Source organism: Pseudomonas sp. LBUM1649, assembly GCF_059716155.1.
Map to the genome: position 1 here is coordinate 4,491,051 of NZ_CP166807.1, position 24,111 is coordinate 4,515,161.

Consider the following 24,111-nt stretch of genomic DNA (forward strand, 5'->3'; position numbering starts at 1 on the left):
ACGCCGGAATGCCGGCCCAGCGAAAAGTAAGCAAAAGGCTTTGCCCCACCACTCGGTGCCTCGCTAGGGCTCGGCATGCTCTCACTCCGGCATTGCTCCGTGGGTCGCCGCGATGGGCCATCCATGGCCCAGCGCGGCTAAACCGGCGTCCTGCCGGTTTAGCCACTGCGCAATGCCTGCGTTCGGCCATCGTGGTTTAACGGGGCGCCACGATCAAAAGCACAGCGAGGCGGCCTGACAGCCGACCTGATATCGAGTGAGCACGTTCCCCTGTAGGAGCGATGCTGCTCGCGATGGTCGTCAACGATAACGCGCCCTGTCTGGATGAACGCGTTGTCTGAACGTTCATCGCGAGCATGCTCGCTCCTACAATGGATCGCGGACAAGCCTGTAATCAGGTCGGCTGTCAGGCCGCCTCGCGTTGCTTTGGCTTTTGATTTTCTTGCCCTATATCGAGAGGCCGAGTGGAGGTTCTTCGCAGTGGGCCCTGTAGGAGCGAGCATGCTCGCGAAAAACCAGAGAGCACCGCGAGGTGTCAGGCTCCCCGCGTAATCGTTGACCTCCATCGCGAGCAGGCTCGCTCCTACCGGGCTCTTCCAAGTGACTCGCTGTAAAAGCGAAACCCTAGGTGGCCGTTACCGCAGGAATGGATATGTACTCCGTCAACAAAAAATAGGTTGGCTGACAGGCCGCCCTCGCCGGCAGGCCAGCTCCCACAGTAGATCGGGTACAACCGCAAACGCCTCTCCGCAATCAATCGTTGGGCAATGGCATCTGGTCATCATCGGGAATGCCATCACCTTTGCTGGGGTCGCGCCAGCCTTGCGGATGTTCGACCGGCACCACCGTCGGCCGTGCCAGCGGATCGCGCATCGGACTGTCCGGATCCATCACCGGGTCCGTGTCCTGCTCAGGAGTGGTCGGCACGGTTTCCGGACGTTTGTCGTTGAAACTCGAATCAGTTGACATACGCACCTCCAATAGACCTAGGGTTTCAGATCACCCAGTGGATCGTAGGGTTTGGCCGGAGCCTTGGAGTTATCACCCGGCTTCACATCCCTCGGTGCCTTGGCCGGCCCGATTGGATCGACCGCCGGATCAGCAAGGTCCGGGGAGTCGGGATCGAACCCCAACTCATCGCCAGACGAATGCTCGGACGAGTGAGGGCCGTCGGGGGTATTGGAATGTGCCATGGCACCTCCTGAGAGCCCGGGAAAATCCGGGCCTTTTGCATAAGAGGCTGGCAACGGGCGCAGGTGCCCGGCGGGTGACGAACGGGCTTACTGCGCTTCCAGCGTTTTCTTCGCCTTGGCGGCAGCCTGTTCCTGGCCCGCCTGAGCGAGGTCGTTGGCTGCCTTGAGCCAGCGTTGCTGATCGACCTGAGCGGGCAGCTGGGTCGGATTCTGGATCAACACCGCCCATCCACCGGCGTCTTTGAACGCCGATTCGAACGAGCTGAAACCCATCATCAACCGCTGATCCATGCCTGCGCGCAGCAAAACGGTCTGCTTCTGACGGTTGTACCCGCTCAAGATCGCGTAACGCGGCTCGGCCCAGAGCGCCGAGCCTTCAGTGAAGCGCACCATCACCGGATAACCGGCGGCGACCTGGGTCAACAAGGCCGGCAGATTGCTGTCGAGGGGATAGACCACCATCCCGTACTCGCGGGCGAGGTTCTGCATGTTCTGTTGCAATTGCGCCTCGCCGCCCGGCAGATGCAAGGGTTTATCGAGCAAGCCAGGGGTGATCACGATGCCCTGCTGGGACAGCATGCTCGCCAGCACTTGTGGCCCGCTTTGGTTCGCCACGCCCTTGTAGAACCTGCCGCTAAGCTCGACACGCTCTGGCAGACGCTTGATCTGCGGCGCAACGCTCCCCGCGCAACCCGCCAGGCCGACAACGCACCCCACTATCAGCGCCGCCGACAGCATTCGAGACATTACTCGCACCATCATCACTCTCTTATTCAGCCGCCAGGCAATCGCGGTCCCGGCTTGGCCGTCGATCATAGGACGCCGAACCGCAGCGGTATAGCCTTAACCGGCAGTTGATTGCATCCGATAGAGCAAACTGGTTGGTGATAGCCGACCTTTGGTCAATAGCCTGAAACACGTCAGCGACTAGACTGTCACTTGAATAGGGTGTGTGCCCGCTGCAGGGCAAAGAGGAGGCCTCGATGAGCCTGGCAATGACAATCGTAATGTTGATTTCTGGCTGGTTGGCAGTAGCCGCCGCCATGTTATGGGGTGTCCTGCGCATTTCCCGCCGGCACCATCACCCTGTCCAGCCGGCACCTCTGGCGAAAACCGAAAAAGCCGCCGCACAACACGCCACCGCCCACTAAACGAAAGCCTTCGGTCATCCAAAAAAAAACGGCCGCCTGGACTCCAGGCGGCCGTTTCGTTTCAGCGAGGGTCAGGCTTGAGCGCTAACCCGCTTCTGCCTTGCCCGACGGGACATCATGTTCAACATTTCGATCGCTGCCGAGAACGTCATCGCGGCATAGACGTAGCCCTTCGGTACGTGGGCGCCGAAACCTTCGGCGATCAGCGTCATGCCGATCATGATCAGGAAGCCCAGCGCCAGCATGACCACCGTCGGGTTGTCATTGATGAACTTGGCCAACGGATCAGCCGCCAGCAACATCACCAGCACCGACACCACCACGGCAATGATCATGATCGGCAAATGCTCGGTCATGCCGACAGCGGTAATGATGCTGTCGATGGAGAACACCATGTCCAGCATCAGGATCTGACCGATCGCCGCGGCAAAGCCCAGGGTCACGGTCGAGGTGGCCGACTTCGGATCGTCTGGCGCCGGGTCCATGCTGTGATGGATCTCGGTGGTGGCCTTCCACAACAGGAACAGGCCGCCGGCGATCAGGATCATGTCCTTCCAGGAGAACGCATGGCCGAGGATCTCGATCACTGGCGCCGTCAGCTGAACGATGAAGGCGATGGTGCTGAGCAAGCCCAAGCGCAGGATCAAAGCCATGCCGATACCGATGCGCCGTGCTTTCTGCCGATGCTGCTCGGGCAGTTTGTTGGTCAGGATCGAAATGAAGATCAGGTTATCGATGCCGAGCACGATTTCCATCACCACCAGGGTGGCCAAGGCGACCCAGGCAGTGGGGCTGGCGGCTAATTGTAAAAGGTATTCCATGGGTCAGTCCTGACTCGCTGTAAGACGGTTTAGATTTCCTGGGAGGACGATGCGGATTTTTCCGCATCTTTTTCCGATGATTCTTTTTTGCTGATCAGCCCGCCGGTGGCATCGCTGAGCGCTTGCTCGGCGGCCTTGTGGGTGTCGTCGATTGCCTGCTTCGCGCTTTCGGCAGCCTTGCCCATCAACTGCTGGGCGCTTTTTTCTGCCTGATCGCAACCGGCCAGAACCAGTAAAGACGTGATCAGCAGTGCCGTGGCTTTAAATTTCATTGTGTATTCCTCGATATAACGAACGCAGCCGAAACGATGGCCCGTTGATAGCGAGGGATTCTAGGGAATTGAATACTTCAGGAAAATTCGTTTTTTTAGCGGTTATACTTCGGTTTTCACGAACTGTTGGTTTCCATGCTCAACTATCGGCAATTGCATTACTTCTGGGTGGTAGCCAAGACCGGCAGCATCGTGCGCGCCTGCGAGCAACTGAACCTGACGCCACAAACCATCAGCGGGCAGATCTCGCTGCTCGAACAAACCTATGGCATTGAGCTGTTCCGCCGGGTTGGCCGGCAGCTTGAGCTGACGGAGGCAGGCCGGCAAACCCTGCCCTACGCCGAGCAAATGTTTCAACTGGGGGGCGAACTGGAATTGATGTTGCGGGCGCAGCCCAACGAGCAGCAAATCCTGTTTCGCGTGGGCGTGGCCGACGTGGTGCCCAAGTCCATCGTATATCGCCTGATCGCGCCGACCATGGAATTGAGTGAGCCGTTGCGCATTACCTGCCGCGAGGACAAACTTGAGCGGCTGCTGGCCGATCTGGCCATCCAGCGCCTGGACCTGGTGATTTCCGACAGCCCGATGCCATCGCACCTGGACATCAAGGGCTACAGCCAGAAACTCGGCGAATGCGGGATCAGTTTCTTTGCCACAGCCGAACTGGCGGCGCGCTACGGCCGGGACTTTCCCCGCAGCCTGCACGGCGCGCCCCTGCTGATTCCCGGGCCGGAAACCGTGGTGCGCAGCCGCTTGCAGCGCTGGTTCGCCGAGCAGCAGATCCAGCCGCAGATCGTTGGTGAGTTCGACGACAGTGCCTTGATGCAGGCGTTCGGCCAGTCCGGCAGCGGAATATTCATCGGCCCGAGCGTGATCGCCGACGAAGTGCAACGCCAATGCGGCGTGCAAGTGATTGGCCAGACCGACGCGGTAAGCGAGTCGTTCTACGCCATTTCGGTGGATCGCAAGGTCAAGCACCCTGGCATTGTCGCCATTACCGAAGGTGCCCGACGCGAGTTGTTTACCGAACTGTGAAGCCTCAGGCGCAGACTTCACGCGGCTTGAAGGTCATCAAGGCGATGGCCAACAGGATCGAGGCCAGGATAAAAGCCGCCGCCGCGAAACCGAGGCCTTGCAGGCCAACGCTGTCGATCACCCGGCCGCCGACCATGGCCCCCAGGCCAATCCCGAGGTTGGCCCCGGCAATATTCAGCGACGCGGCGAACGCCGGCGCTTCCGGCGCGGCTTTCATCAAGCGCACATGGCTGACCAGGAACATCGCCGCCTGAGTCACCCCCCAGATGCCCATCGCCGCCGCCAGGCCGAGGGGCGAATGAATGTTCGGCACCAGCGCCACCAGGCCAGCGATCATGAATGCGCAGAACATCATCGAAGCCATCAGCGGATGACGGTCCACCGCACGACCACCCAACGAATTACCGATCAACCCGACCGCGCCGAAGCCCATCAGGCACCAGCCGACCACCGTGCCGTTGAACCCGGCCAGGCGCTCAAGGATGTCCGCCAGATAGGTGTAAGCGGTGAACATGCCGCTGAATACAATCACCGACAGCAACACGTGACCGATCATCAATGGGCTGCGCAGGATCTTGAACTGCGAACGAAAACTGACCTGATGCTGGTGCAGGTTCGTCTTCGGCAGATAGATAAACAGCAGCAACGCCTTGGCAAAGGCGATGACCGCCAGAATCGCAAAAGCACTGCGCCAGCCGAACGCATCGGAAATCAACGTACCGACCGGAATGCCGAACACCGTGGCGCAGACAATGCCGAAGCCGATCTTGGCGATGGCACGTCCGGCGTAATCCGGCCCGACAATATCGACCGCTGTTTCACTGGCCAAGGCCCAGAACACCGGCAACCCCAGCGCCGGAATCAGCCGCGCGAACGCCATTACCCAGATATTCGGCGCCAGTGCCGCCAGCGTGTTGGCCAGACCAAACATGATCAACACCGAGATAAACAGCTTGCGCCGCTCGAAGCGGGCGAAGTACGCCGTGAGAAACGGTCCGAACGCAGCAACGGTAAAGGCGAACAGGGTCACCAGCAACCCCGCTTGCGGGATGCTGACGTCAAGATCACGGGCGATCGCTGGTAACAGGCCGACGATGACGAATTCCGTGGTCAGCACCGTGAACCCGGCGGCAGACAACAGAAGGATGGGCAACAGCATGCAAAACTCCAGAAAACGAGAACACCAGCGATAGCCCGAAGGCCCACTGGCAATATGAAAATGAGGATGGCGAATCTTACCAGAGTGATTGCGGATGCGGTTGCACGAACCTGCAATTCGCGTTGAATGCCAGGGCGGCAGTTCGTCACAGGTCTGAAGGATCGTGCCTACGCTGTGATAAAGTCCGCGCCCTGCAAAACGTACACCCGGTGTTCATCGATCTTTCATGACGTCGATGTCGCGACCCTCTTCGGTTTCCTGCCTGTGGCCCGCCCCTCAGAAGCTGCGAAGCCTTGCACTTATAAAAAATCAGAGATGCCGTTTTATGACTGCTTCATCCCCTTCTCTATTGCAACGCCTGAAACGCCTGAGCCTGGTCACGCAAATCGTGATCGGCCTGATCGCCGGTATTGCCCTGGCCTTGTTCGCGCCTGAAACGGCCAAGTCCACGGCGTTTATCGGCAAAGTCTTCATCAGCGCGCTGAAAGCGGTCGCGCCGATTCTGGTGTTCGTGCTGGTCATGGCGTCGATCGCCAACCACAAGCACGGCCAGGAAACCCATATCCGGCCGATTCTGTTCCTGTATCTGCTGGGGACTTTCGCCGCCGCCGTGGTCGCGGTGGTTGCCAGCATGATGTTCCCGTCCAGCCTGGTGCTGTCGACCCATGACGTTGCGGTGACCGCGCCGGGCGGGATTGGTGAAGTGCTGCAAAGCCTGCTGCTGAGCGTGGTCGACAATCCGGTCAGCGCGCTGATGAACGCCAATTTCATCGGCATTCTGGCCTGGGCCATCGGCATGGGCATCGCCATTCGCCACGCGGGCGACACTACTCGCGAAGTGCTGGGCGACCTGTCCAATGGCGTGACCGTGATCGTACGCCTGGTGATCAGCTTCGCGCCGCTGGGTATCTTCGGTCTGGTGGCCTCGACCCTGGCCACCTCCGGTTTCGGCGCCTTGATCGGCTACGCGCAACTGCTAGCCGTGTTGCTCGGTTGCATGCTGTTCGTGGCGCTGGTGATGAACCCGCTCATCGTGTTCTGGAAACTGCGCCGCAACCCATACCCGTTGGTGCTGATGTGCCTGCGCGAAAGCGGCATCACTGCGTTCTTCACCCGTAGCTCGGCGGCGAACATTCCGGTCAACCTGGAACTGAGCAAGCGTCTGGGTTTGCATGAAGACACTTACTCGGTATCGATCCCGCTGGGCGCGACCATCAACATGGCCGGTGCAGCCATCACCATCACCGTGCTGACCCTGGCGGCCGTGCACACGCTGGGGATCGCCGTGGACATTCCGACCGCCATTCTGCTCAGCGTCGTTGCGGCGATCTGCGCCTGTGGCGCTTCGGGGGTGGCCGGTGGTTCGCTGCTCTTGATTCCACTGGCGTGCAGCCTGTTCGGCATCCCGAGCGAAATCGCCATGCAGGTGGTGGCGGTTGGTTTCATTATTGGTGTGTTGCAGGATTCGGCGGAGACGGCTTTGAATTCGTCCACGGACGTGCTGTTCACTGCGGCAGCTTGCCTGGGTGAAGAGCAGAAAGTACAGCGATTGGCGTAACACCGAGGACCCTGTGGGAGCGAGCTTGCTCCGGGCGGCGTTCCGACGATAGCGTTTTATCATTCAACAAAGCTGTCGACTGACACTCCGCCATCGCGAGCAAGCTCGCTCCCACAAGGATTGATGGTGTAGCTGAAAAATGCGTACAAATGAAAAAGCCCCCGCAACCAAAGGTTGCGGGGGCTTTTTTGTACCTGGGCCGGTTTAGAACGCGCCCATGTAATCGCGCTTGCCAACTTCAACGCCGTTGTGGCGCAGCAGTGCGTAAGTGGTGGTGACGTGGAAGAAGAACTGCGGCAGGCCGTAGGTCAACAGGTAAGCCTGGCCGGAGAATCGCTTCTCTTTAGGCGTGCCAGGACGGGTAACGATCTCGATGCCTTCCTTGCCATTGATCTGCTCAGGCGAGAACTCGCCGATGTAGGCCAGGACCTTGGCGATTAGCGCTTGCAGTTCGGCGAATGTGGTTTCGCTGTCTTCGTACTTCGGCACTTCAACCTCGGCCAGACGCGAGGAAACGCCCTTGGCGAAATCAACGGCGATCTGCACCTGACGCACCAGCGGGAACATGTCCGGGTACAGACGGGCTTGCAGGAAGGCGTTCGGGTCGATGTTCCTGGCGGTAGCGTGGGCCTCGGCTTTTTTCAGCACGTCGCTCAGGGCATTGAGCATTTGCTGGAAAACAGGCACGGAAGCGTCGTACAGGGAAATAGTCATGGCAGTCTCGTGTGATGACAGGAGGAAAACGTCGGCCGATTATAGCCGTGCGCGGCCCTCCCGAGACGGCTCTTTTTTATCTGTTCGGACGCGGCTCTTTGGGCATGCCCAAGGCACGCTCGGCGATGATGTTGCGCTGGGTTCCGGGTTGCCGTGCGGCAATGATCAACAGGTCGGCGCCGTGCCCATCGAGTACATGCTTGAGCGTGCCGTCGAGGACAAAGCCGTCGCCTTCGACCACCACGGTTGCCTGGACGTCGGCGGCTGACCAGCCGTTGGCGCTGCTCAAACCCAGGGTCGCGGTCACGCTGCCGTCGGCAATCGACGGCAACCAGCGCAGCTTCTGTTCATCGTTGGCAGCCAACAACAGCGCAGGCGTGGCCATGCAGGCGGTGGCGAAAAACGGCGAGCACAGCAAACGCCGGCCCATCTGCTCCAGCAGGATTGCCAGTTCGACAAAACCCAGGCCGAGACCGCCGTAGGCTTCGGGAATATGAATCGCCGGCCAGCACATTTCCTGGCATAGCCGCTGCCAGAGGGCCTCGTCGAATCCCCGTTCGCTGGCCATTGCCGCACGTACGGCGGCGGAATCCGAGACATCGGCGAGGAAGCCCTCGGCGGATGCGCGGATCATTTCCTGTTCGTCGCTGAATGCAAACTCCATCGCGGCGCCTTCTGCTCGTTTGGCGGGGCGCGCGTGGCGCAGCACCCCCTTTGAACATAGAGGCGGTAGAATCGTTAGCCTTGCCTAGTCCGAACGGGTGATGCCGCCGAGAATCAAGCGCGGCAACACAGCAATGCTCGACTAACCTCCCTGAACGAGGTTTTATTAGCCGATATTTTCCAGATCAACCGTTAGCGAGGTTCCAGACACTGTGAGTACTGAGCAAGAAACGACGTTCGACGAACCACGGCTCAACAGCACGGAAATCCGCATTCTGGGCTCCCTGATCGAGAAACAGGCCACCAGCCCGGAAACCTATCCGCTGACCCTCAATGCCCTGGTGATTGCCTGCAATCAGAAAACCAGCCGCGAACCGGTGATGAACCTCACCCAGGGCCAGGTTGGCCAGAGCCTGCGCGCCCTCGAAGGACGCGGCTTCGCCAGACTGGTGATGGGCAGCCGTGCCGATCGTTGGGAGCACAAGGTCGACAAGGCACTGGAACTGGTGCCAGCGCAGGTGATTCTGACCGGGCTGTTGTTTTTAAGGGGGCCACAGACGGTCAACGAACTGCTGACCCGCAGCGGGCGCATGCATGATTTCGAGGATGCCGAGCAGGTCGTGCATCAACTCGAACGCCTGATTGCCCGTGGCCTGGCAGTGTTGATCCCGCGTCAGGCCGGCCAGCGTGAAGATCGTTATACCCACGCACTGGGTGATCCGGCGGATATCGAAGCGATCCTCGCTGCACGGCAAAATGCGCCGGAGCGCGGTGCTGGCGGCGCTGTGTCGGTTGAGCGAATTGAAGAGCTCGAAGCACGAATCGCCGCGCTGGAAGAGCGTTTGGCACGCCTCGAATAAAAGGTGCGAGCTCGTTCCGGGCGGCGTTCCTGGCTGCCCGTCAATCAATAGGCAAGGCTGCTGCGGGCAAACTCCACAGCTTTTTGAAACTGCTCATCGGTCGGGCGCACACCGGTATAAAGCACAAATTGCTCCAGTGCCTGGATCGCAATCACTTCGAGCCCGGTGATGACATGTTTGCCCTCGTCACGAGCGCGCACGATCAGCGGGGTTTCCGCGGGAACCGCGACGACATCGAAGACGATATCCGCAGCAGCAATGGCTTGGGCATCGAACGCCAACTGCTCGGCTTGCGGGCCGGTCATGCCGATTGGCGTGACGTTGATGAGCATTTGAGGGCGTTGCTCACCCAGCTCGGCCTGCCAGGGGTAGCCCAACGACTTGGCCAACGCCTGGCCCGCGCGCTCGTTACGGGCCACGATCAGGCCATTGTGGTAACCACCATCGCGCAAGGCGCTGGCCACTGCCTTGGCCATGCCACCACTGCCCAGCAGGGCAAAAGTGCTGTCTTTGGGCACCTGGTGGATCTGCAGCAACTGGGCAATGGCGATATAGTCAGTGTTGAAGGCCTTGAGATGGCCGTCGGTATTGACGATGGTATTGATCGACTGGATGGCCGCGGCAGAAGGGTCCAGTTCATCGACCAGGGCAATGCAGGCTTCCTTGAACGGCATCGATACGCCGCAACCGCGAATACCCAGGGCGCGGATGCCGCCGACGGCGCCCGGCAGGTCCTGGCTGGAAAACGCCTTGTAGTAGAAATTCAGCCCCAGTTGCTCATACAGATGATTGTGAAATCGCAGGCCAAAGTTCCCGGGGCGCCCGGAGAGGGACATGCACAGCTGGGTGTCTCGGTTGGGGTTCATCTGCATGTGAATCTCCTTGTGCTGCACTTTCGGATGGACGGGATTAGCCAGCCCATCGGGTTCTGATCAATCATATTCGCGTGCCCTGATCGACGCCGCGTGACCGTAAGGATGACGACACAGACCTTACACAAAATTTACCTGGCGGCTGTGCTGATTATGAAAAAAAAGCTGTCTTAGAAGTATCCCCGCGACATTCCTTGTGTCTATGGCAGACACAAGCGCCGGGGCGAAGAACCGAGGAGTCATCATGATCCGTAGAATCCCTACAGTGGCCTTGCTGATCGGCGCCCTGGCTGTCGCAGGGCAAGCAGAGGCGCATGGCGGTGGCGGCTGGGAAGGTCCGGCGGTATTTGGCGCGATCGTCGGCTCGGCCATCGTTGGCTCGGCAATCATCAACAGCAACCGGCCTGTGTATGTGGCACCGCAACCGGTCTACGCTCAGCCGGTTTACGCGCAACCACAGCCGGTATACATGGCGCCGCCTCCACCGGTCTACTACCAGCCCGCACCGGTGTACATCGAACAACCGATCTACTATCGCCCGGCGCCGGTCTATTACGGTCCACCTCGTGGTTACTACGGCCCGCCTCGCGGCTATTACGGCCATCCCCGCGGCTACGGCCGCTGGTAGTCCCCGCGCCCGCAATCCGCCGTTCTTCAACGCCCTGACCGAACTCAAGCACCTGGAAGGTCACGCAGCGCCAAGTTCCTTTCGCGGCTGACGCAGAACCTGGTGCGCAAGGGCCTGCTGAACGAGCAGGAAGTGGTTCATATGCTCGATCAGGTGGTCGCCTGAGCGTCAGCCGCTGAGCTGACCTCACTGGCATCAATGACCACTATTGAAAACGTTGATTTTCCCTCGAAGCGCCCGGACCGTAAGGTGACTCCACAAATTGATGGAGGTCCTTATGATGTCTCAGGTTCAGATTATGTCCGTTATCGGCAGCGCCGTTCCCGCACCGCTCAGAGCGCTTGGATTGCTCGCCTGCTGGTACCTGGTCCAGGACGGCGAACAAATCAGCGGCCCGCTCACTTCGCTACCGGACGCCCAGGCGTTGTCCCAGCGAATCGGCACGGGACAGGCAGGCAAGCTCCGTGCCTAAGGCAGCTGGACCCGTGGTTTGGTCTCGATGAAAATGTCCCAGCTCGACATGAACAGGGCCGCGATCAACGGGCCGATGACAAAACCGTTGAGTCCGAACAGCGCCAGGCCACCCAGGGTCGAGATCAGGATCATGTAGTCCGGCATCTTCGTGTCCTTGCCCACCAGGATCGGTCGCAGCACGTTATCCACCAGGCCAATCACGAACACCCCGAACAACCCCAGCACCACGCCTTGCCAGACTGCACCGGTGAGCAGGAAAAACGCCGCCACCGGCGCCCAGACAATCCCTGCCCCGACCGCCGGCAACAGCGACAGAAGCGCCATCAACACCGCCCAGACCAGTGCGCTGGGAACGTCCAGAAACCAGAAAATCATGCCGCCCAATGCGCCCTGGGTAATCGCCACCAACAGGTTGCCCTTCACCGTGGCCCGCACCACGCGATTGAACTTGAGCTGCAAACGGCGCTTCTGGTGCTCCTCCAACGGCACGGCCATGCGCACATTGCGCGCGAGTTCGGCACCGTCGCGCAGGAAGAAAAACAGCAGGTAGAGCATGATGAAAAAGCTGACGATGAACCGGAACGTTCCCTGGCCAAGACTGAACATCTGATTCGTCACCTCGCCGCCTGCCATCGCGCTCTTGACGATTTTCTCCCGCAGCCCGTTCAGCTCACCCACGCCGAACCGGTCGAGCAAATGCTGGAAATACGGTGGCAGGCTGTGCTTGAACTGCGTTACATACCCGGCAATGTCCAGCTCACCGCTCTCGACACTCTTGTACAGCGCCGCGCCTTCCTGAACCAGCAGGAAGCCGATGATGATTACCGGCAGGATCGCAATCACCAGGCAGATGCTCAAGGTACACAGCGAAGTCAGGTTGCGCTGCCAGCTGAACTTGAGTTGCAACCGGCGCTGCATGGGCGCAAAGACAATCCCCAGGATCACCGCCCAGAACACCGCACCGTAGAACGGCAGCAGGATCCAGATGAAAGCGATGCTCACCAACACCAGCAAAACCGCCAGCGATCTATCTTTTAGCGTGTCTTCGTTCATGTCCGATCCAGGTCAGTCCACCGGGACACAACGTTGCGCCCTGATGCTTAGGCCATCACAGCTCGCGCGAGTGCCGTCCGTTTGTGCAAAAAGCATAGGGGAAGGTGCCCAAGGGACCAGTCGTGAAAGTCCAGGCCAAAAAAAGGCTCTTCACGGAATCCCGGGAAACATAGTCAACGCAATACCTGTAGGAGCCGGCTTGCTGGCGATGGACTCAAGTGCGCCGCGTTTAACCAGTTTCTTCCGCGGTATCGTTGACGACCATCGCCAGCAAGCCGGCTCCTACAAGTATCGCGTTACCTGTTTTTCCCGGGATAGCGTGAAGAACCAAAAAAAAGGGGAGCACATGCCCCCCCGAGGTTTAAAGCGTTGTATCGCGGCCGTTAACTCAGCCTTCGATCTCGATCAGGATCTCGCCCGGGTTCACCCGGTCGCCCTTGGCCACGTGAATGGCGGTGACTTTGCCGGCGATGGCTGCCTGGACTTCGGTTTCCATCTTCATCGCTTCGGTGATCAGCACAGCCTGGCCCGCCTTGACGGTGTCGCCTTCCTTGACCAGCACATCGACGATGTTGCCCGGCATGGTGGTGCTGACGTGGCCCGGGGCCGACGCCTGCTTGCGCTTGCTGCTGCCACCGCCGACGAATTCATTGAGCGGTTCGAACACCACTTCTTCCGGCATGCCGTCGATGGACAGGTAGAAGTGACGCTTGCCTTCAGCCTTGACGCCCACACCGGTGATGTCGACGCGGTAGGTTTCGCCGTGGACGTCGATGACGAACTCGGTTGGCACACCTTCGCCGCCGGCCGAAGCGACGCCACCGGCTTCAGGAATCGGCAACAGCACTTCGGGGGTCAGGGTGCCCGCCGCACGCTCTTCGAGGAACTTGCGCCCGATATCCGGGAACATGGCGTAGGTCAGCACGTCTTCTTCAGACTTGGCCAGGGCACCGATGTCGGCGCGCAGCTTGGCCATTTCCGGCTTGAGCAGGTCGGCTGGGCGCACGTCGATCACTTCTTCGCTGCCGATGGCCTGGCGACGCAGTTGCTCGTTCACGGGGGCCGGCGCCTTGCCGTAGCCGCCTTGCAGGTACAGCTTCACTTCGTTGGTGATGGTCTTGTAGCGCTCGCCGGCCAGCACGTTGAAAAACGCCTGGGTGCCGACGATTTGCGAAGTCGGGGTCACCAGTGGCGGGAACCCGAGGTCTTCGCGAACACGCGGAATCTCTGCCAGCACTTCGCCCATGCGGTTCAGGGCGCCCTGCTCTTTCAACTGGTTGGCCAGGTTGGAAATCATCCCGCCCGGCACCTGGTTGACTTGAACCCGGGTGTCGACGGCGGTGAATTCGCTTTCGAACTGGTGGTACTTCTTGCGCACGGCGTAGAAGTACAGACCGATTTCCTGCAGCAGCTCCAGGTTCAGGCCGGTATCGAACTCGCTGCCTTTAAGGGCGGCAACCATCGATTCGGTACCCGGGTGGCTGGTGCCCGAGGCGAAGCTGGAGATCGCGGTGTCGATGTGGTCGGCGCCGTTTTCGATGGCCTTGAGTTGGCACATGGTGGCCATGCCGGCGGTGTCGTGCGAGTGGATGAACACCGGTAGCGACTGCTCGGATTTCAACGCCCTGACCAGTTCGCCGGTGGCGTACGGGGTCAGCAGGCCGGCCATGTCCTTGATTGCCACCGAGTCGCAACCCATGGCTTCCATTTGCCTGGCCTGCGCTACGAACGCATCAATGGTGTGCACCGGGCTGGTGGTGTAGGCGATGGTGCCCTGGGCGTGCTTGCCGGCGGCTTTGACCGCTTCGATGGCCACGCGCAGGTTACGTACGTCGTTCATGGCGTCGAAGATGCGGAACACGTCGATGCCGTTGACCGCTGCCTTGGCGACGAAGGCCTTGACCACGTCGTCGCTGTAGTGGCGATAGCCCAGCAGGTTCTGGCCGCGCAGGAGCATTTGCAGGCGTGTGTTAGGCAACGCCGCGCGCAGTTGGCGCAGACGCTCCCACGGATCTTCCTTGAGGAAACGTACGCAGGCGTCAAACGTCGCGCCACCCCAGCACTCCAGCGACCAGTAGCCGACCTTGTCGAGCTTGTCGCAGATCGGCAGCATGTCTTCGGTGCGCATGCGGGTCGCGAGCAGCGATTGGTGGGCGTCGCGCAGGATGGTGTCGGTTACATGGATTTTTTTAGCAGAATCAGTCTTACTCATTGTTCTAATCCTCACAGGCCTGCGTGGGCGGCGATGGCGGCGGCGATGGCCAGGGCCAGCTCTTCGGGTTTGCGCTTGATCGAGTAGTTGGTCAGTTCAGGGTGGCTTTCGACGAAGCTGGTGTTGAACTGGCCGCTACGGAATTCCGGGTTACGCAGGATTTCCTGGTAGTACGCCGCGGTGGTCTTGACCCCTTGCACACGCATGTCGTCCAGCGCGCGCAGGCCACGGTCCATCGCTTCCTCCCAGGTCAGCGCCCACACCACCAGTTTCAGGCACATGGAATCGTAGAACGGTGGAATGGTGTAGCCGGTGTAGATCGCCGTGTCGGTCCGTACGCCCGGACCGCCGGGTGCGTAGTAACGGGTGATCTTGCCGAAGCTGGGCAGGAAGTTGTTTTTCGGGTCTTCGGCGTTGATCCGGAATTGCAGCGCGAAACCGCGGTGCTGGATGTCTTCCTGTTTCACCGAGAGCGGCAATCCGGACGCAATGCGGATCTGCTCGCGGACGATGTCGATACCGGTGATTTCTTCGGTGATGGTGTGCTCCACCTGCACCCGGGTGTTCATTTCCATGAAGTACACCTCGCCCTCGGCGAGCAGGAACTCCACGGTACCGGCGTTTTCGTAACCCACGGCCTTGGCTGCACGCACCGACAGGTCGCCGATGTAGGCGCGCTGTTCCGGGGTCAGTTGCGGGCTCGGTGCGATTTCGATCAGTTTCTGGTTGCGGCGCTGGATCGAGCAATCACGCTCGAACAGGTGCACCACGTTGCCAAAGCTGTCGCCGAGGATCTGCGCTTCGATGTGCTTCGGGTTGACGATGCACTTTTCCAGGAACACTTCCGCGGAACCGAACGCCTTGGTGGCTTCGGAAATGACTCGCGGGAAGGCCTGTTCAAGTTCTTCACGGCTGTTGCAGCGACGGATACCGCGACCGCCACCACCGGAAGTGGCCTTGAGCATCACCGGGTAACCGATACGGTCGCCTTCGACCAGGGCCTCTTCGATGCCCGCGACGTTGCCTTCGGTACCCGGTGTGACCGGAACACCTGCCTTGATCATGCTGCGGCGGGCTTCGGTCTTGTCACCCATGCGGCGAATGACTTCAGCCGATGGACCGATGAATTTGATCCCGCGTTCGGCGCAGATGTCTGCCAGCTCGGCGTTTTCCGAAAGGAAACCGTAGCCAGGGTGCAAGGCATCGCAACCGGTTTCCACGGCCAGGTTCACCAGCTTGCGCGGGTTCAGGTAACCGGCCAGTGGCTCGGCACCAATACTGTGGGCCTCATCCGCACGCTTGACATGCAAGGCATGGCGATCGGCGTCGGAATAGATCGCGACCGAGCGAATGCCCATTTCGGCACAAGCGCGTACGATTCGTACGGCAATCTCACCACGGTTGGCGATCAGGATCTTTTTTATCACTTGGAGTTTCCCTTGATCCGGTGGTACCCACGACCTGCTAGACAGGTCGACGCGTGACCAAATGTTTCAATCTGGTCGCAACGCCACACTAGCGCTCACAAGGGATTAACAAAAATGAATAATTATTGGGTCATGCATAAGTAAAGACTTATAGTTGACGCACCAGCCTGTGGCCAGAGTGCTCAAATAATGCGTAAGTCCTTGATGCGTATGACATTACGTCAATTACAGATCTTCAATGAAGTCTGTGACCTGAGGTCCTACAGCCGCGCAGCCGACGAAATGTCCCTCACGCAACCGGCCGTCAGCCTACAGATCCGTCAACTTGAGGAGCTAGTGGGGCAGCCCCTGTTCGATTATGTCGGCAAAAAACTCTATATGACGGAAGCGGCAGAAGCCCTGCAACGTGCGAGCCGGGACATTTTCGGGCGCCTGGAAAACCTCGACATGCAGCTGTCGGACATGCAGGGCTCGCTGCAAGGCCAACTGAAACTGGCGATTGAATCCAGCGCCAAGTATTTCGTACCGCACCTGTTTGCCGCCTTCAAGCGCCAGCATCCGGAAGTGAACCTGCAACTGACGGTGGTCAATCGCGCCCAGGTGATTCGGCGACTGTCGGATAACCGCGACGACCTGGTGATCATGTCCATGGTGCCGCAGGACATGGGGCTGGAGTTCCTGCCGTTCCTGAACAATCCGATCGTTGCGGTAGCACCGCCGGACCACCCGCTGTGCCACCTGGGGCCATTGCGCTTGCAGGATCTGGAGCCTTACACCTTGCTGATGCGCGAGGTGGGTTCGGGAACGCGATTGGCCTGCGAAGAATACTTCAAGGAGAAGCGTGTGCACTTCAATCAGACCCAGGAGGTCTCTTCGGCCGAAGCCCAGCGTGAATGCGTGCTGGCGGGTCTGGGCGTGGCGCTATTGACCCGCCACGCCCTGAACCTTGAATTGGCCACCGGCGGCTTGATCGAGTTGCCGATCGACGAACTGCCGCTCTACCGCAGCTGGTGCCTGGTACAGGCCAAGGCCAAGCGCCTGTCACCGGTGGCTCACGCTTTCCTTGCGTTCATTCGTAGTGAAAGAATTCAGATCAGCGCGCTGGTTGAGCGCTTCGACGGGAAGTTGTCGCTGCCGCCTGCCAGTAATTAAGCTCCAGGTCGCCAGTAAAATCGGCAATCTCGGCCAGAAGCTGACGCTGCTCACAGCGATCTTCGATCGCACGGCGAAACGCCATGCGGCGCTGGTCTTCCTGCTGACGACGGGTTTTGACGGCGCTGTTGCGTTCTTCGTAGGTCTGGGCCATTTCAGTTCTCCCAAGTCGAGTACGGGAGTTTCAAGATAGGCGCGAGGGATGACGGTTTGGCGGCTTGGGCGTTACAGACTGATGAAAATTATCCCGTGGCGAGGGGATTTATCCCCGCTGGGCTGCGAAGCAGCCCCAAATCCGTGACCACATCGCTGCATGGGATTCTTACGACTGCTTCGCAGCCCAGCGGGGATAAATCCCCTCGCCACAGCGACTTCAATCAGTCGTCCAGCGCTTTCACCGATTTGGGTGACAGGCGCAAGCTGCGCAGGCTGCGCTTGACGCTCTTGAGGTGGTTGACCAAGCTCGGCCCGCGGGCCATGGCCACGCCCATGGCCAACACATCGATCACCACCAGGTGGGCGATACGCGAGGTCAGCGGCGTGTAGATTTCGGTGTCTTCGTGAACGTCGATGGCCAGGTTGACGGTCGACAGTTCGGCCAAGGGCGTCTGGCTCGGGCACAAGGTGATCAACGAGGCGCCGCTCTCACGCACCAGGTTGGCGGTAATCAGCAAATCCTTGGAGCGACCGGACTGCGAAATGCAAATGGCCACGTCGTTTGGTTTCAGGGTGACGGCCGACATCGCCTGCATGTGTGGGTCGGAATACGCCGCCGCCGTGAGCAGCAAGCGAAAGAACTTGTGCTGCGCATCCGCCGCCACCGCACCGGAGGCACCGAAACCATAGAACTCGACGCGCTGGGCCTGGGACATGAGCGTCACCGCCCGCTGCAACTCCAGCGGATCGAGCTTCTCACGAACCTCCATCAGCGTGTGCAGGGTGGTGTCGAAAATCTTCAGGCTGTAGTCGGCGACCGAATCGTCCTCATGGATCGCGAACTGCCCAAAACTCGCCCCTGCCGCCAGGCTCTGGGCCAGCTTCAGCTTCAAGTCCTGGAAACCCGAGCAACCGATGGCGCGGCAAAAGCGCACGATGGTCGGCTCACTGATACCCACGCTGTGGGCCAGGTCGGCCATGGAACTGTGCATCACGGCCGCAGGATCAAGCAGAACGTGATCGGCGACCTTGAGCTCCGACTTGCGTAACAGGTGGCGTGACTGGGCGATGTGTTGCAGCAGATTCAAAGGGCTGGACTCTTTTTTATTTGGCAGGCGCCGGGGATGTAGCACGCTTGTAGTTATACTACATGAATTGCCTTTTTGCCTGCTGAATAAGTAACTGAATTGTCTTCGTCACACCCTGTTTTGGCGGGATGGGCTTTATGTAGCAGCAAATCCGGCCTTTGCCGCCAAAGATTTTTTGCGAAAAAAAGCCCGCAGTGTGAGCGGGCGAAAGACCAAAGAAGCTATATGCGCAGTCGCTTCCATGATGAGAAAGCTGCTTGGGGGATCAGCTTCCTCGGTACGTTGAATAGCTGTAGGGCGAAATGAGCAGCGGCACATGGTAGTGATCCTGCTCGGCAGAGATGCCAAAACGCAGCACCACCACATCCAGGAATGCCGGCTCCGGCAACTGAACGCCACGGGCGCGGTAGTAGTCACCTGCATGGAACTGAACCTGATAGACCCCGGTCCGGTAGTCATCACCCTGCAACAGCGGTGCATCGACACGACCATCGCTGTTGGTTATCGCGCTGGCGACCAATTCCAGCTGCGATCCTTCAACGCGGTACAACTCGACCTTGATCGAGCTGCCCGGGCAACCATGTGCAGCGTCCAAAACGTGTGTAGTCAAACGTCCCATTGATTCTGCGCGCCTGCCTGCGTGGAGCAGCCAGACTTCGCGCCTCCCGAAGTCAGATGAAAGGAGACCGCACCGATTCGGAGCACGAAAAGCTGCGGCGAGCGATTAATTAAGACACTTTTCAAAAAAATTGTACACAATAAAAACGACATTTTTGCAACTGAAGGCGCCATCGATGGAAAACCCGCCGATTTCCTGCGGAACCTTACATCCTCTGAACCCCACAATCATTAACTGACCAGTCAGGCAGATTTCTTGCAGGTGCGTATCAATAGCACGCAAAGATGACCGTTAACGAAAAATGCAAAAAATCAGGCTTACAAAGTGGATATAAAGTTGTATACAATCAACCCATCGCTGTGACGCCAGCCAGTGATCAACCTTTAGTCGCGTCACACCAACTGTCACCACGAATACAAGAAGGAAGACTGCAGTGAGCGCTGACTACCCTCGCGACCTGGTCGGTTACGGCAGTAACCCTCCGCACCCACACTGGCCGGGCAATGCCCGCATCGCCCTGTCATTCGTACTCAATTACGAAGAAGGCGGCGAGCGCAATATCCTGCACGGCGATAAAGAGTCCGAAGCGTTTCTTTCGGAAATGGTGTCCGCCCAGCCGCTACAAGGCGCGCGCAACATGAGCATGGAATCGCTCTACGAGTATGGCAGCCGCGCCGGCGTCTGGCGGATTCTGAAGCTGTTCAAGGAATTCGACATTCCGCTGACCATCTTCGCCGTGGCCATGGCCGCCCAGCGTCACCCGGATGTGATCCGCGCGATGGTCGATGCCGGCCACGAGATCTGCAGCCACGGTTACCGTTGGATTGACTACCAGTACATGGACGAGAATCAGGAACGCGAGCACATGCTCGAAGCGATCCGCATCCTCACCGAAATCACCGGCGAGCGTCCGCTGGGCTGGTACACCGGTCGCACCGGCCCCAACACCCGCAAGCTGGTGATGGAAGAAGGCGGTTTCCTCTACGACTGCGACACCTACGACGACGACCTGCCCTACTGGGAACCGAACAACCCGACTGGCAAGCCGCACCTGGTGATCCCGTACACCCTGGACACCAACGACATGCGCTTCACCCAGGTCCAGGGTTTCAACAAGGGCGACGATTTCTTCGAGTACCTCAAGGATGCGTTCGACGTGCTCTACGCCGAAGGCGCCGAAGCCCCGAAAATGCTGTCGATCGGCCTGCACTGCCGCCTGATCGGCCGTCCGGCGCGTCTGGCTTCGCTCAAGCGCTTTATCGAATACGCTAAAAGTCATGAACAGGTGTGGTTCAGCCGCCGCGTCGACATCGCGCGCCACTGGCAAGAAACCCACCCGTACCAAGGGGCCGCGAAATGAGCGCCTTTCAAACATTGAAACCATCGACCTTGAGCCGCGACGCCTTCGTCAAAGCCTTCGCCGACATCTACGAACATTCGCCATGGGTGGCCGAGAAGGCTTTCGACCTCGGCCATGACGCTTCGATCGACGAGATAGAAACCCTGCACCAGCGCATGAGCGACATCCTGTTGAGCGCCGATCACGAAAGCCAGCTGGCACTGATCAACGCTCACCCGGACCTGGCCGGCAAAGCCGCCGTCCAGGGCCAGCTGACCGAAGCCAGCACCAATGAACAAGCTGGCGCCGGTATTCACCAATGCACGGCCGAAGAGTTTTCTCGCTTCACCGAGCTGAACGACGCCTATAAGGCCAAGTTCAAGTTTCCCTTCATCATGGCGGTAAAAGGCAGCAACCGGCATCAGATCCTCGCGGCGTTCGAAACGCGCATTCACAACCCGCAAGACACCGAGTTCAAGTGCGCGCTGGCGGAGATCAACAAGATCGCCCTGTTCCGATTACTGACCCTATAGCGAGTTTTGCCCGAGTGTTAAAAACGCGGAAGCACCCAGGGCACTGCAAGCATCCCAAGCCACTTATTTAAAGGCAGACAAGAAGAATGAAAGCTTACGCCGTACCTTTCGAGAAGTTCGTCAACCTGGCCGACGCCCGCCTGGGCACCAAAATCATCTCGGTCACCGATGACTGGTTCGCAGACGCCAACCGTCTGTTCCAACCGACCCCGGCCGTGTGGAAGGAGGGCGTGTTCGATGACAACGGCAAGTGGATGGACGGCTGGGAGTCGCGCCGCAAGCGCTTCGAAGGCTACGACAGCGCAGTGACCCGCCTGGGCGTGCCTGGCTCGATCAAAGGCGTCGACATCGACACTTCATTCTTCACCGGTAACTTCCCGCCGTCGGCTTCCCTGGAAGCCTGCTTCCTGGCCGAAGGCGAGCCGAACGAAAACACCCAGTGGGTTGAAGTGCTGTCTGCCGTCGAGCTGCAAGGCAACAGCCACCACTACCACGAAATCAGCAACGACCAGGCGTTCAGCCACCTGCGCTTCAACATCTACCCGGACGGCGGTGTTGCCCGTCTGCGTGTGTACGGCATCCCGTTCCGCGACTGGTCCGCTGTGGGTGACAACGAGCAAGTCGACCTGGCCGCAGCCCTCAACGGTGGCCGCGCCCTCGCCTGCTCCGACGAACACTTCGGCCGCATGAGCAACATCCTCAACCCGGGCCGTGGCATCAACATGGGTGACGGCTGGGAAACCGCACGTCGTCGCACGCCAGGCAATGACTGGGTGATCGTCGCCCTGGGCCACCCGGGCGAGATCGAGAAAATCATCGTTGACACCCTGCACTTCAAGGGCAACTACCCGGACACTTGCTCGATCCAGGGCGCGTTCGTGAAGGGCGGCACCGACAGCCAGATCGAAACCCAGTCGCTGTTCTGGCGCGAGCTGCTGCCAAGCCAGAAGCTGGAAATGCACGCCGAACACACCTTCGCCGAGCAGATCAAGGCCTTGGGCCCGATCACCCACATCCGCCTGAACGTGTTCCCGGATGGTGGTGTGAGCCGTCTGCGCGTTCTCGGCAAGGTCGCTAAGTAAGCGGTGAAGGAAAACCTGTAGGAGCACAGCTTGCTGGCGATGGCGTCAGTGAGTCCGCCATCGCCGGCAAGCCGTGCTCCTACAAAAGCAACACACCAACGAATTTGAGATAAGAAGAACAGCATGCGCACACTGACGATTGAACCGCTGACCAAAGAAGCCTTCGCCCCATTCGGTGACGTGATCGAAACCGACGGCAGCGATCACTTCATGATCAACAACGGTTCGACCATGCGCTTCCACAAACTGGCGACGGTGGAAACCGCTACGCCTGAAGACAACGCGATCATCAGCATTTTCCGCGCCGACGCGCAGGACATGCCCCTGACCGTCAGCATGCTGGAGCGTCATCCGCTGGGCAGCCAGGCTTTCATTCCGCTGCTCGGCAACCCCTTTCTGATCGTGGTCGCGCCACTTGGCGATGAACCTGTATCAGGCTTGGTCCGCGCCTTCGTCACCAACGGCAGGCAGGGCATCAATTACCATCGCGGCGTTTGGCACCATCCGGTGCTGACGATCGAAAAGCGGGATGACTTCCTGGTGGTTGATCGCAGTGGCACAGGCAATAACTGCGATGAGCATTTTTTCAAAGAGGATGAGCGTTTGATCCTTGCCCCCCACCAATAAGAGAAGGTCTGATCACTCGACAACAGAGTGACAGGCGAGAGGTAAAGACTGTGGAAGCACATCTGTTGGAATGGCTGAACCTGAGCGTGCGCTGGGTTCACATGATTACTGGCGTGGCCTGGATCGGCGCATCGTTCTACTTCGTCTGGCTGGAAAACAACCTCAATCGGGTCAACCCGAAAAGCGGTCTGGCCGGCGATTTGTGGGCGATCCACGGCGGCGGTATCTACCACCTGGAAAAATACAAACTGGCCCCACCGACCATGCCGGACAACCTGCACTGGTTCAAATGGGAAGCCTACTTCACCTGGATGTCGGGTATCGCACTGCTGTGCGTGGTGTTCTACTCCAACCCGACGCTCTACCTGCTGGCTCCTGGCAGCAGCCTGACCGGTCCTGAAGGCGTTCTGTTGGGCATCGGCTCGCTGTTCGTCGGCTGGTTCGTCTACTCCTTCCTCTGCGACTCGGCCCTGGGAAAACGCCCTGCCCTGCTGGGTTTCATCCTGTTCGTACTGATCATCGGCGCCGCCTACGGCTTCAGCAAGGTGTTCAGCGGTCGTGGTGCGTACCTGCACGTCGGCGCGATCATCGGCACCATCATGGTCGGCAACGTGTTCCGTATCATCATGCCGGCGCAACGCGCACTGGTGGCGGCAATCGCCGAGAACCGCACGCCCGATCCGGCGCTGCCGGCCAAAGGCCTGCTGCGTTCGCGTCACAACAACTACTTCACCTTGCCGGTGCTGTTCATCATGATCAGCAACCACTTCCCGAGCACCTATGGCAGCCAATACAACTGGCTGATCCTGGCCGGGATCGCGGTGCTGGCGGTGTTGGTGCGTCATTACTTCAACACCCGTCACGACAGCCACAAGTTTGCCTGGACCCTGCCAGTGGCAGCAGTGGGCATGATCTGCCTGGCCTACGTTTCTGGTCCGAAACCGATGTCCAGCGCTCCCGAAGTGGCCAACGCTCCAGCGAAAATCGAATACCAGCCGCTGCCGGAAACAGCAGTGGGTGGTGGTTTGAAACCGGCTGAAGCAAAACCTGCCGAGACGCCTGCAGCCGCACCGGCGCAAGCGTCCAACGCCGGTCCCGGCTTCGACAAGGTGCACAGCGTGATTCAGGAACGTTGCACAGTCTGTCATTCGGCCAAACCGACCAGCCCGCTGTTCAGCGCCGCTCCCGCCGGTGTGATGCTCGACACCCCCGAGCAGATCCGCCAGAACGCGGCGCGCATCCAGGCTCAAGCGGTCGCCACCCAGATCATGCCACTGGGCAACATCACCCAGATGACCCAGCAGGAACGTGACTTGATCGGCGCCTGGATTGTGCAAGGTGCTCCGACCAATTAATCGTTGAAAAGCTTCGCGAGCAGGCTCGCTCCCACACAGACAATGCGAAACCTGTGGGAGCGAGCCTG

Annotated in this window: 27 protein-coding genes and 1 pseudogene; 13 read left to right on the forward strand and 15 right to left on the reverse strand. The window is 59.5% G+C overall.

Features of this window, described 5'->3' with window-relative positions:
• Window positions 1-753 precede the first annotated feature (753 nt).
• From ACA058_RS20750 to ACA058_RS20760, 3 genes are all read right to left on the reverse strand, one after another.
• Window positions 754-969 (reverse strand): hypothetical protein, encoded by a 216-nt coding sequence (locus ACA058_RS20750; RefSeq protein WP_497635699.1) that lies wholly within the window; start codon window positions 967-969, stop codon window positions 754-756.
• Window positions 970-986: 17 nt separating this feature from the next.
• On the reverse strand, window positions 987-1,193 hold the full coding sequence (locus ACA058_RS20755; protein WP_497635700.1) for a DUF6021 family protein: 207 nt from the start codon (window positions 1,191-1,193) through the stop codon (window positions 987-989).
• Between the two features lie 87 nt (window positions 1,194-1,280).
• The gene (locus ACA058_RS20760) at window positions 1,281-2,009 is read right to left on the reverse strand and encodes a peptidase C39 family protein (RefSeq protein ID WP_497635701.1); all 729 of its coding nucleotides are present in this window, start codon (window positions 2,007-2,009) and stop codon (window positions 1,281-1,283) included.
• Window positions 2,010-2,188: 179 nt separating this feature from the next.
• Between ACA058_RS20760 and ACA058_RS20765 the strand changes: the two genes are divergently transcribed.
• Complete coding sequence (locus tag ACA058_RS20765; protein ID WP_497640034.1) at window positions 2,189-2,344, forward strand: hypothetical protein; 156 nt, start codon at window positions 2,189-2,191, stop codon at window positions 2,342-2,344.
• 71 nt (window positions 2,345-2,415) lie between these two features.
• Here the strand turns inward: ACA058_RS20765 and ACA058_RS20770 are convergent, their stop codons facing one another.
• Both ACA058_RS20770 and ACA058_RS20775 read right to left on the reverse strand, forming a co-directional pair.
• A complete protein-coding gene (locus tag ACA058_RS20770; RefSeq protein WP_497635702.1) occupies window positions 2,416-3,165 on the reverse strand; it encodes a TerC family protein in 750 nt (249 codons plus the stop codon).
• Between the two features lie 29 nt (window positions 3,166-3,194).
• Window positions 3,195-3,437 carry a hypothetical protein gene (locus tag ACA058_RS20775; protein ID WP_497635703.1) on the reverse strand — a complete coding sequence of 81 codons (243 nt, stop codon included), beginning with the start codon at window positions 3,435-3,437 and terminating at the stop codon, window positions 3,195-3,197.
• A 135-nt stretch (window positions 3,438-3,572) separates the two neighbouring features.
• Here ACA058_RS20775 and nhaR point away from each other — a divergent pair, with 135 nt between their 5' ends.
• Window positions 3,573-4,472 carry a transcriptional activator NhaR gene (nhaR, locus tag ACA058_RS20780; RefSeq protein ID WP_497635704.1) on the forward strand — a complete coding sequence of 300 codons (900 nt, stop codon included), beginning with the start codon at window positions 3,573-3,575 and terminating at the stop codon, window positions 4,470-4,472.
• Between the two features lie 4 nt (window positions 4,473-4,476).
• Here the strand turns inward: nhaR and ACA058_RS20785 are convergent, their stop codons facing one another.
• The gene (locus ACA058_RS20785) at window positions 4,477-5,631 is read right to left on the reverse strand and encodes an MFS transporter (protein WP_497635705.1); all 1,155 of its coding nucleotides are present in this window, start codon (window positions 5,629-5,631) and stop codon (window positions 4,477-4,479) included.
• A gap of 325 nt (window positions 5,632-5,956) precedes the next feature.
• Here ACA058_RS20785 and sstT point away from each other — a divergent pair, with 325 nt between their 5' ends.
• Window positions 5,957-7,189, forward strand: a complete 1,233-nt coding sequence (gene sstT, locus ACA058_RS20790; protein ID WP_497635706.1) for a serine/threonine transporter SstT — start codon at window positions 5,957-5,959, stop codon at window positions 7,187-7,189.
• Window positions 7,190-7,393: 204 nt separating this feature from the next.
• Here the strand turns inward: sstT and ACA058_RS20795 are convergent, their stop codons facing one another.
• Both ACA058_RS20795 and ACA058_RS20800 read right to left on the reverse strand, forming a co-directional pair.
• Complete coding sequence (locus ACA058_RS20795; protein ID WP_497635707.1) at window positions 7,394-7,903, reverse strand: DUF1993 domain-containing protein; 510 nt, start codon at window positions 7,901-7,903, stop codon at window positions 7,394-7,396.
• A gap of 76 nt (window positions 7,904-7,979) precedes the next feature.
• Window positions 7,980-8,567 (reverse strand): acyl-CoA dehydrogenase family protein, encoded by a 588-nt coding sequence (locus ACA058_RS20800; RefSeq protein WP_497635708.1) that lies wholly within the window; start codon window positions 8,565-8,567, stop codon window positions 7,980-7,982.
• A gap of 211 nt (window positions 8,568-8,778) precedes the next feature.
• Between ACA058_RS20800 and ACA058_RS20805 the strand changes: the two genes are divergently transcribed.
• Complete coding sequence (locus tag ACA058_RS20805; RefSeq protein WP_497635709.1) at window positions 8,779-9,426, forward strand: YceH family protein; 648 nt, start codon at window positions 8,779-8,781, stop codon at window positions 9,424-9,426.
• Window positions 9,427-9,470: 44 nt separating this feature from the next.
• Here ACA058_RS20805 and ACA058_RS20810 read toward each other — a convergent pair whose 3' ends face one another.
• Window positions 9,471-10,298: a shikimate 5-dehydrogenase gene (locus ACA058_RS20810; RefSeq protein WP_497635710.1), complete on the reverse strand. Its 828-nt coding sequence runs from the start codon at window positions 10,296-10,298 to the stop codon at window positions 9,471-9,473.
• Between the two features lie 244 nt (window positions 10,299-10,542).
• Between ACA058_RS20810 and ACA058_RS20815 the strand changes: the two genes are divergently transcribed.
• From ACA058_RS20815 to ACA058_RS20825, 3 genes and pseudogenes are all read left to right on the forward strand, one after another.
• Window positions 10,543-10,926 carry a hypothetical protein gene (locus ACA058_RS20815; protein ID WP_497635711.1) on the forward strand — a complete coding sequence of 128 codons (384 nt, stop codon included), beginning with the start codon at window positions 10,543-10,545 and terminating at the stop codon, window positions 10,924-10,926.
• Window positions 10,901-11,091: pseudogene (locus ACA058_RS20820) on the forward strand (hypothetical protein). The gene ACA058_RS20815 and the pseudogene ACA058_RS20820 overlap by 26 nt, the downstream one beginning before the upstream one ends.
• Before the next feature lie 115 nt (window positions 11,092-11,206).
• A complete protein-coding gene (locus tag ACA058_RS20825) occupies window positions 11,207-11,398 on the forward strand; it encodes a hypothetical protein (protein WP_497639977.1) in 192 nt (63 codons plus the stop codon).
• Here ACA058_RS20825 and ACA058_RS20830 read toward each other — a convergent pair.
• The 3 genes from ACA058_RS20830 to ACA058_RS20840 all read right to left on the reverse strand — a co-directional run bounded on the left by ACA058_RS20830 (window position 11,395) and on the right by ACA058_RS20840 (window position 16,092).
• A complete protein-coding gene (locus tag ACA058_RS20830; RefSeq protein WP_497635712.1) occupies window positions 11,395-12,453 on the reverse strand; it encodes an AI-2E family transporter in 1,059 nt (352 codons plus the stop codon). The two genes, ACA058_RS20825 and ACA058_RS20830, sit on opposite strands and share 4 nt — an antisense overlap.
• A gap of 388 nt (window positions 12,454-12,841) precedes the next feature.
• On the reverse strand, window positions 12,842-14,665 hold the full coding sequence (gene oadA, locus ACA058_RS20835) for a sodium-extruding oxaloacetate decarboxylase subunit alpha (RefSeq protein ID WP_497635713.1): 1,824 nt from the start codon (window positions 14,663-14,665) through the stop codon (window positions 12,842-12,844).
• Between the two features lie 11 nt (window positions 14,666-14,676).
• Complete coding sequence (locus ACA058_RS20840; protein WP_497635714.1) at window positions 14,677-16,092, reverse strand: acetyl-CoA carboxylase biotin carboxylase subunit; 1,416 nt, start codon at window positions 16,090-16,092, stop codon at window positions 14,677-14,679.
• A 189-nt stretch (window positions 16,093-16,281) separates the two neighbouring features.
• Here ACA058_RS20840 and ACA058_RS20845 point away from each other — a divergent pair, with 189 nt between their 5' ends.
• Entirely contained in the window at window positions 16,282-17,244 is a 963-nt protein-coding gene (locus tag ACA058_RS20845) for a LysR family transcriptional regulator (protein ID WP_497635715.1), read from the forward strand.
• Here ACA058_RS20845 and ACA058_RS20850 read toward each other — a convergent pair.
• The 3 genes from ACA058_RS20850 to uraH all read right to left on the reverse strand — a co-directional run bounded on the left by ACA058_RS20850 (window position 17,186) and on the right by uraH (window position 19,107).
• Window positions 17,186-17,398, reverse strand: coding sequence for a PA3496 family putative envelope integrity protein (locus tag ACA058_RS20850; RefSeq protein WP_497635716.1), 213 nt, complete (start codon window positions 17,396-17,398; stop codon window positions 17,186-17,188). The two genes, ACA058_RS20845 and ACA058_RS20850, sit on opposite strands and share 59 nt — an antisense overlap.
• Window positions 17,399-17,621: 223 nt before the next feature.
• The gene (hexR, locus tag ACA058_RS20855) at window positions 17,622-18,488 is read right to left on the reverse strand and encodes a transcriptional regulator HexR (protein ID WP_497635717.1); all 867 of its coding nucleotides are present in this window, start codon (window positions 18,486-18,488) and stop codon (window positions 17,622-17,624) included.
• Between the two features lie 265 nt (window positions 18,489-18,753).
• On the reverse strand, window positions 18,754-19,107 hold the full coding sequence (gene uraH / locus ACA058_RS20860) for a hydroxyisourate hydrolase (protein ID WP_008031462.1): 354 nt from the start codon (window positions 19,105-19,107) through the stop codon (window positions 18,754-18,756).
• A gap of 433 nt (window positions 19,108-19,540) precedes the next feature.
• Between uraH and puuE the strand changes: the two genes are divergently transcribed.
• From puuE to ACA058_RS20885, 5 genes are all read left to right on the forward strand, one after another.
• Entirely contained in the window at window positions 19,541-20,467 is a 927-nt protein-coding gene (gene puuE / locus ACA058_RS20865) for an allantoinase PuuE (RefSeq protein ID WP_497635718.1), read from the forward strand.
• Window positions 20,464-20,979 carry a 2-oxo-4-hydroxy-4-carboxy-5-ureidoimidazoline decarboxylase gene (gene uraD / locus ACA058_RS20870; protein ID WP_497635719.1) on the forward strand — a complete coding sequence of 172 codons (516 nt, stop codon included), beginning with the start codon at window positions 20,464-20,466 and terminating at the stop codon, window positions 20,977-20,979. The genes puuE and uraD overlap by 4 nt, the downstream gene beginning before the upstream one ends.
• A gap of 86 nt (window positions 20,980-21,065) precedes the next feature.
• The gene (gene alc, locus ACA058_RS20875) at window positions 21,066-22,061 is read left to right on the forward strand and encodes an allantoicase (RefSeq protein WP_497635720.1); all 996 of its coding nucleotides are present in this window, start codon (window positions 21,066-21,068) and stop codon (window positions 22,059-22,061) included.
• Between the two features lie 123 nt (window positions 22,062-22,184).
• Window positions 22,185-22,688 carry an ureidoglycolate lyase gene (locus ACA058_RS20880; RefSeq protein ID WP_007960046.1) on the forward strand — a complete coding sequence of 168 codons (504 nt, stop codon included), beginning with the start codon at window positions 22,185-22,187 and terminating at the stop codon, window positions 22,686-22,688.
• Between the two features lie 50 nt (window positions 22,689-22,738).
• Window positions 22,739-24,043 carry a urate hydroxylase PuuD gene (locus tag ACA058_RS20885; RefSeq protein ID WP_497635721.1) on the forward strand — a complete coding sequence of 435 codons (1,305 nt, stop codon included), beginning with the start codon at window positions 22,739-22,741 and terminating at the stop codon, window positions 24,041-24,043.
• Window positions 24,044-24,111 lie beyond the last annotated feature (68 nt).